This window comes from Allosphingosinicella sp. (genome assembly GCF_036387215.1).
In the GTDB taxonomy this organism is placed as follows: Bacteria; Pseudomonadota; Alphaproteobacteria; order Sphingomonadales; family Sphingomonadaceae; genus Allosphingosinicella.
Map to the genome: position 1 here is coordinate 1 of NZ_DASVUE010000061.1, position 2,476 is coordinate 2,476.

The 2,476-nt window shown below is 66.5% G+C and carries 4 protein-coding genes; 1 reads left to right on the forward strand and 3 read right to left on the reverse strand.

From position 1 onward, the window contains the following. Positions 1-93: 93 nt before the first annotated feature. Entirely contained in the window at positions 94-414 is a 321-nt protein-coding gene (locus VF662_RS02870; RefSeq protein WP_464137482.1) for a heavy metal-binding domain-containing protein, read from the reverse strand. Between the two features lie 11 nt (positions 415-425). Continuing rightward, the gene (locus VF662_RS02875) at positions 426-668 is read right to left on the reverse strand and encodes a DUF2312 domain-containing protein (RefSeq protein WP_464137484.1); all 243 of its coding nucleotides are present in this window, start codon (positions 666-668) and stop codon (positions 426-428) included. Positions 669-805: 137 nt separating this feature from the next. Between VF662_RS02875 and pyk the strand changes: the two genes are divergently transcribed. Further along, the gene (pyk, locus tag VF662_RS02880) at positions 806-2,272 is read left to right on the forward strand and encodes a pyruvate kinase (protein ID WP_464137486.1); all 1,467 of its coding nucleotides are present in this window, start codon (positions 806-808) and stop codon (positions 2,270-2,272) included. Here the strand turns inward: pyk and VF662_RS02885 are convergent. Then, a partial coding sequence (locus VF662_RS02885; RefSeq protein ID WP_464137487.1) for an NAD(P)H-hydrate dehydratase occupies positions 2,269-2,476 on the reverse strand: 208 nt, incomplete at its 5' end. The two genes, pyk and VF662_RS02885, sit on opposite strands and share 4 nt — an antisense overlap.

Sequence of the window (2,476 nt, forward strand, 5' to 3'; positions counted from 1 at the left end):
GATGTTCTTGAACTTGCTATGGCCGGCCATTGCCGCTCTTCACTTTCAGCTGATGAGCCCCTGCCCGCTCTCTAGCGGCAGGCGAGTCCGGCTTCAACCGAGGCGCACCGCGGTGCCCGAGACGCTGACCATCAGCATCGATCCTTCCTTGCCGATCACCTCATAGTCGAGGTCGACGCCGATCACGGCATTGGCGCCGAGCCGCGTCGCTTCCGCTTCCAGCTCCTGGAAGGCGGTGTCCCGGGCGGAGCGGAGCGTCGTCTCATACGAACCCGCGCGGCCGCCGACGATATCGCGGATGCCGGCGAACAGATCCTTGAAGATGTTCGCGCCGACGATGACCTCGCCGGTGACGACGCCGAGATATTGCGTCACCGGGCGGCCCTCGATCGTGGTCGTGGTGCTGATGATCATGGTCTTGCTCCTCAGGCGAGGCCGAGCGCGGCCTTGTAAGTGTCGAGCAGTGCTTCGGCTTCCTGCCGGACGTGGTTCTCCATTTTCCGGAGGCGCACGATCGCACGGATCGTCTTGGTGTCGTAGCCGCGCGATTTCGCCTCGCCGTAGACGTCCTTGACGTCGTCAGCGATCGCCTTTTTCTCTTCTTCCAGCCGCTCGATACGCTCGATCAGCAATCGCAGTTCGTCGGCCGCGATCGATCCTTCCGCCATGTTTGCTCCACCCGATTCTGAAGATTGAGCGGCGGCTCTAGGGGGTGTGGGCGGGTGGCTCAAGCGCACTCGCCAATCGCCGGTTGAACTCGCATCAATAGTGGCTATTCGGCGACGCCAGACCAGTTGGAGAGATGATGGCCACCCCGATCGCGCCCCGAAGCCGCAAGGTCCGAATCCTCGCGACGCTCGGCCCGGCCAGCGATACGCCTGAAATGATCCGCAAGCTCGTCAAGTCCGGCGCGGACGCATTCCGGATCAACATGAGCCACGGCAACCATGCCGACCATCTGCGGCGGATCGAGACGATCCGCAGCCTCGAAAAGGAGCTCGAGCGGCCGACCACCATCCTCGCCGACCTGCAGGGGCCGAAGCTCCGTGTCGGCAAGTTCGACGGCGACCGCACCACGCTCGAGAACGGCCAGTCCTTCACCTTCGATCGAGACCTTGCCGGCGGCACCGGCAAGCGCGTCAACCTGCCCCACCGCGAGATATTCGAGGCGGTGGAGCCGGGGACCCGGCTCCTGATCGACGACGGCAAGCTCGTGCTCCGCGTCAGCAGCGCCAATTCCGACCGGATCGACACCACCGTCGAAGTCGGCGGAACGATCTCGAACAATAAGGGCTTGAACGTCCCCGACGTGGTGCTGCCGCTTGCCGCGCTCACCGACAAGGACCGGGCGGACATGAATTTTGCGCTCGACAATAATGTCGACTGGATCGCCTTGAGCTTCGTCCAGCGGCCGGAGGACGTGGCGGAAGCGCGGCGGCTGATTGCCGGACGCGCCTCCTTGCTCGCGAAGATCGAGAAGCCGGCGGCGATCGACCGGCTGGATGGCATCCTTGAGCTTGCCGACGCGGTGATGGTGGCGCGCGGCGATCTCGGGGTTGAGATGCTTCCCGAAGAGGTGCCGCCGCTCCAGAAAAGGATAGTCGAGGCCGCGCGGCGCCTGGGCCGCCCGGTGGTGGTCGCGACGCAGATGCTGGAATCGATGATCGAGGCGCCGACTCCGACCCGCGCCGAAGTCTCCGACGTCGCCACCGCCGTCTATGACGGCGCCGACGCGATCATGCTCTCGGCCGAAAGCGCGTCGGGCAAATATCCGTGCGAATCGGTGTCGATCATGAACCGCATCGCCACCAGCGTGGAATCCGATCCAAGCCACAGCGCCCGGGTGCACTTCACCGAGACCCTCCCGGACCCCACCACCAACGACGCGATCGCCTCGGCGGCGAGCAACATCGTCAACACCGTGGGCGCTGCGGCGATGGTGTGCTTCACGGTCTCGGGATCGAGCGCCCGCCGCATCTCGCGCGAGCGGCCGACCGTGCCGCTGCTGGTGCTGACGCCGTCGCTCAAGACCGCGCGCCGTCTCGGGCTGCTCTGGGGCGCACATGCGGTGCGGACCAGGGACGTCGCCAGCTTCGAGGAGATGATCGCCAAGGCCAAGCGCATGGCGCTCCGCCACGGCATCGCCAAGGGCGGCGACCGGATCGTCGTCATCGCCGGCGTGCCGTTCGGCACCCCCGGCTCCACCAACGTCGTCCACGTCGTCCGCCTGGTTGGCGACGAGCTCGACCGGCACCGGGCCGCCTCGAGCTAGGGCCCCTCCATCAAAGGCGGCACGAGGTCGAGCAGTTCACGGGCGAGGAAGCCGACCCGGCCGACCTCCTTCGTCAGCCGCCGCCCCGCTTCGCCGTGCAGATAGACGCCCCACAAGGCGGCCGTCAGCGGATCGGCGCCGCGCGCGCAAAGACCCCCTACGATCCCGGCCAGCGTGTCGCCCGAGCCTGAAGTTGCGAGGCCG